Raw genomic sequence first — 4,479 nt, 5'->3', positions numbered from 1 at the left:
CTCATACATACCCTGCTTTCTATATTACAATATAATAAACTTATAAAAGAATTTACATTATTGCAAGCATATATCGGTTTATTTTCCAAATAATAAAGTAAAATAACAAAAAGGAGGTAGAAATATATGAAAAAGAAAATATACTTAGCAGGTGGCTGTTTCTGGTGTATGGTTAAACCTTTTGATACATATGATGGCGTATCCTCAGTCACTAGTGGTTATATGGGAGGGCATATTGAAAATCCAACCTATGAACAAGTAAAAACCGGTACGTCTGGTCATCTTGAAGTCGTAGAAATACAATATGATGATCAAGTATTCACGACTTTGCAAATACTTGAAATATTCTTTAAGATTATTGATCCGACTGACAATGAGGGACAATATCAAGATAGAGGAAGTCAGTATCGCACGGCAGTCTTTTATTCAGATGAGCGCCAAAGAAAGACTGCTGAAGATTATATTAGCAATATTCAAGCTCATTTCGATAAACAGATTGTCACAGAAATAAGAGAAGCGCAGACCTTCTATAAGGCAGAGGAATATCATCAGGACTTCTATAAGAAAGATCCTGAACGTTATAAAAGAGAACAAGAAACAAGACAAAAAATAAAAGACAAGAAAAATTAATTTCTTGTCTTTTTATTAATGAGATAACTCACTCTTATCATAGATGTCACTAGACTATTCCCCTTTTTATAGACAAGATAGCGTGGCTCCCAGTTCGGATTAAATTTTTCTTTATAGTTCCGTAAGCCTTTAAAACTATAGATATGAGAAATTGTCTCAAATATCCTTCCTGCGAATCGCTCTCTATAAAATGCATATTTATGGCTGCCGACGTTTGATAGTGGTGCCATGCCCATATTAAAATAATCATACTGTTCTTTGACCGATAGCATCGTGTTTAAATATAGACCATCCATCATCTGAAACTCATTCTCTTTCCAGCGAATCATATCAACTGAGATAGAGTGATTATAATTTGTCGGCATAAATGATACAAATCCTATGACGTCTTCATCATTTCGTATGACGCCAACTGGTGCCTTATTGAGATAATACGCATTAAAGCTCCCAACTGAAAAGTTCATTTCAGATCTTCCATTTAACCATTCATCAGATACAGTTTGTAACTGGTTTACAAACTCTGAACTGAATGGTGGATGCACAACCTCATAAAAATACCCTTGCGATTCAAACTTATTCACTGTTGCACGAAATGCACGTTTCTTCTTACCACTGATAGTAAAATCATTAAGAGGTATTACAGCTTCTTCACCTAACTTGAAGAAAATATTTCCGAAATCATGATACAAAGGGAGATAATCGGGTTTAACCTGATAAAAGATGATTTCATATCCGTAATAGTTAGCCTGGTTGTAGAAATCGTATAATAAGTCTCTGAATGACTGCTTGTTACCTATAGGATCACCAAGCACGAAAATTGTATCATAATGTGTCTGAAACATGATAAATGCATCTTCAGCTTGATTAATGAAATACGATTTATCGGTAGAATAATGAAGATGACTGACAAAGTTGCCTCCATACATCTCAATAATTTGTTCACGCTGTTCTTCAGAAACATCCATAGCGATGTTAGCAATATATTTCTTGTTGAAGAAATACGAAGTTATACTGATTAGTAATATTGTTGCAATAATAAAGAATAGAAAATAATTTCTCATTAAATTACCATCAAACTCTATCTTATCCTGTGCTAATAGTTCACTTAGCTGGAGTCTGATGAGCCAGCTATTGATTGAAAGAATAACGAAAGTAAAGAGTATCGTTAAACCTGCTCTGAACAGTGTGATTGGACGTTTAATCATCTTAATATTCATATTTCCGATAAATAGAAGTAAAATAAGTGCTGCAATCCAAATGTATACAAGCCAGTTTCCAAATGTTAAGAAAAGAATGATTAATATTACAGCAGCAGCGACAATACTGATGATATGTGCACGTCTCGTATCATGCATCACACCTTTCGCATTTATCATCAGCAGCAAGCAAGCAAGCGTGAATAAAGAAGATAAGAAGGTATATGTATTGTGCTGGACATCATAGATAGCATCGTTTATCAATATACTGTTTGTCATCAGAAATACAAACCCAGTAATAAAAGAAAGGATACCAAGGGCTATAGCTGGTAGATGTATTAACACATCCTTTAACAGATTTAAAAATAATGAGCTTGTTTCAATCGCAGGTGCAAAATACTTATTATCTTCAAAGCGTTCTTCAAATTGTTTCTTTGCAAATCCCTTAAACTCAAAGGTGGATAAAACCATTGCAACAAGAAAGGGAACGAAATAATAGACGACACGATATATAACGAGTGCAAGCAATACTTTTTCTTCTGTGATACCAATACTTTTAAATCCAATAAGGATCATCAGATCAAAAGCACCAAATCCACCTGGAACCATTGAGAGCAATCCAGCTAAAGCAGCGATAACAAAGATACCTATAATTAACGAATACTGCACATCGATATGTATAAATTTAAATATCAGATAGAATACCCCACTCGCTGCCAACCATTCGATGCTTGATACAAGCGTAAATATTATTCCCAGAAATTTATCATTATTAACAGGTTTAATAAGTGTGTACAGAAGAAATGCCGGCAAATAGAGCGCAATGATAAAAATACCAATTTTATACCACGTATACTGATCAAAAGCATGGGTATTCGGAAAAATATCAAAAACAATACCTAAACTCAGAATACTCATCCCTGAGATCATCGATAACAACATCATTGAAATGACCTTGATAAGCGTTTTATCATCCTCGGTATAATTTCTATAAATAAGTAAGCGGAGCCCTGCCCCTATCATTCCTCCAAATCCGATAACGGCATTTAAAGCATTTGCAATGAAACTGACATTAAAGAGTTTGATATGTTTGATTTCCAGATTCATTTTCTTAGCCAATACAAAATCATACAGAGATAAAATACTGACTGAAACAAGGCCGGCAAAAATAAGGAGCACCAACTGTATAGAGTTCAAATGTTTAAATGCCGTCATCGTCGATTTGAAATCAATCGTCGATAACTCACCCTTTAGACGATATATCACAAAAATAAACAGTAATGCCATAAATAAAAACTTAATTACATTCCGATAATTATTAAATAATATTTTCATAAAACCCCTACTCACAATAATTAATTTAAATTCATACATATTCTACAGAAAAAAAAGAAAAAAACCAAATATTATTGGAAATAAATGAAAAATAAGTCATCATTCGTCTAGAATGATGACTTATCTCAAAATCAATATACATCCCCATCTTCTGATAAATACGTATTATAACGCTTCTTAAATTTATCGAATATATACTGAGTCAAAACCTTTAATATAGCATATAAAGGAATACCAAGTATAACGCCGATCAAACCCAGTAGATTCCCTGCACAAAGCAGAACAAAAATAATCGTTAAAGGATGAATCTGCATTGTCTTCCCCATAATGTTAGGAGATATAAAGTGACCTTCTAAAAACTGTACGGCCATCCATACAATCGCAAGTTTCAGCAACATAACAGGTGAATCAACTAGCGCAATAACAATAGCAGGACTGATAGCAATCATTGGTCCCAGGTATGGAACTACACTTGTTACTGCAGCGATACAAGCAAGAATTAAAGCATACTCAAGCCCGATAATCATATAACCAATAAACAATAGAACCCCGATACAGAAAGCAACAAACATCTGGCCTTGTATATACGAACCGACCTGAACATTCATCTTATCTAAAATATCATGAAGATCTTTTCTAAATTTTGGTGGTGTTAATTTTAATACATAATTTTTAAACTGTTCGCCATCTTTAAGCAAAAAGAAGAGTACAAATGGGAAAGTCATGATGACAATAGCTACGCTTGCAACTGTATCGACAACCGATCGCAGACGAGTTGAGAAATTACCAAGGTACTCTCCAACCTTCTTAGGAAGATCACTAAGATTTGTATTTACCCATTCCTGAATGTTCTGCAGAAATGGAGCAAACTTGGAATCATTCGATAATCTATTAAAGTCTTTTAATAGATGATTTAAATAATCTGGAGCATTATGAACTAACCCAGTAACCTGAACCTCTATAACAGGAATTAACCAGGTGATGAGTAAAGCAAAAAGACTGATAATGGTAGCAATCAATATAATGATACCCCATAACCGATTAATACGATAACGTTCCATCAAATTGACAAGAGGATTCAGAAGATAATATAAAATGAAAGCCAGGATAACAGGCCCTATTACTGTATTGAAGATAACGATAAATGGTTTAAAGATAAATGAAATTTGATTAACTATTAGTACCAATATTCCTGTTAATATTAATACAGTTAATGTGAATAATAATTTTCTGCCACCAAAAAACTGAAAGAAATTACGATCTGACATATGCACCCTTCCTTATGTAATATATTATTTTATCTATATATCTATAGTTT

General features: G+C 33.4%; 3 protein-coding genes. 1 reads left to right on the top strand and 2 read right to left on the bottom strand.

The window, feature by feature from the left end:
• Positions 1–126 precede the first annotated feature (126 nt).
• Positions 127–630, top strand: coding sequence for a peptide-methionine (S)-S-oxide reductase MsrA (gene msrA / locus CD152_RS06710; protein ID WP_101140599.1), 504 nt, complete (start codon positions 127–129; stop codon positions 628–630).
• Here the strand turns inward: msrA and mprF are convergent.
• Together mprF and CD152_RS06700 are read right to left on the bottom strand one after the other, a co-directional pair.
• Positions 627–3,161 (bottom strand): bifunctional lysylphosphatidylglycerol flippase/synthetase MprF, encoded by a 2,535-nt coding sequence (mprF, locus tag CD152_RS06705; protein ID WP_157820951.1) that lies wholly within the window; start codon positions 3,159–3,161, stop codon positions 627–629. The two genes, msrA and mprF, sit on opposite strands and share 4 nt — an antisense overlap.
• Positions 3,162–3,292: 131 nt before the next feature.
• Positions 3,293–4,429, bottom strand: coding sequence for an AI-2E family transporter (locus CD152_RS06700; RefSeq protein ID WP_101140601.1), 1,137 nt, complete (start codon positions 4,427–4,429; stop codon positions 3,293–3,295).
• Positions 4,430–4,479 lie beyond the last annotated feature (50 nt).

Source organism: Macrococcoides caseolyticum (genome assembly GCF_002902665.1).
In the GTDB taxonomy this organism is placed as follows: domain Bacteria; phylum Bacillota; class Bacilli; order Staphylococcales; family Staphylococcaceae; genus Macrococcoides; species Macrococcoides caseolyticum.
The sequence above is the reverse complement of the archived record's forward strand: the minus strand, read 5'-3'. Positions and strand labels throughout refer to the sequence as shown.

Excerpts from the sequence above, each read along its gene's own strand:
- mprF (WP_157820951.1), bottom strand. The coding sequence starts at position 3,161 with ATGAAAATATTATTTAATAATTATCGGAATGTAATTAAGTTTTTATTT.
- CD152_RS06700 (WP_101140601.1), bottom strand. The coding sequence starts at position 4,429 with ATGTCAGATCGTAATTTCTTTCAGTTTTTTGGTGGCAGAAAATTATTA.
- msrA (WP_101140599.1), top strand. The coding sequence starts at position 127 with ATGAAAAAGAAAATATACTTAGCAGGTGGCTGTTTCTGGTGTATGGTT.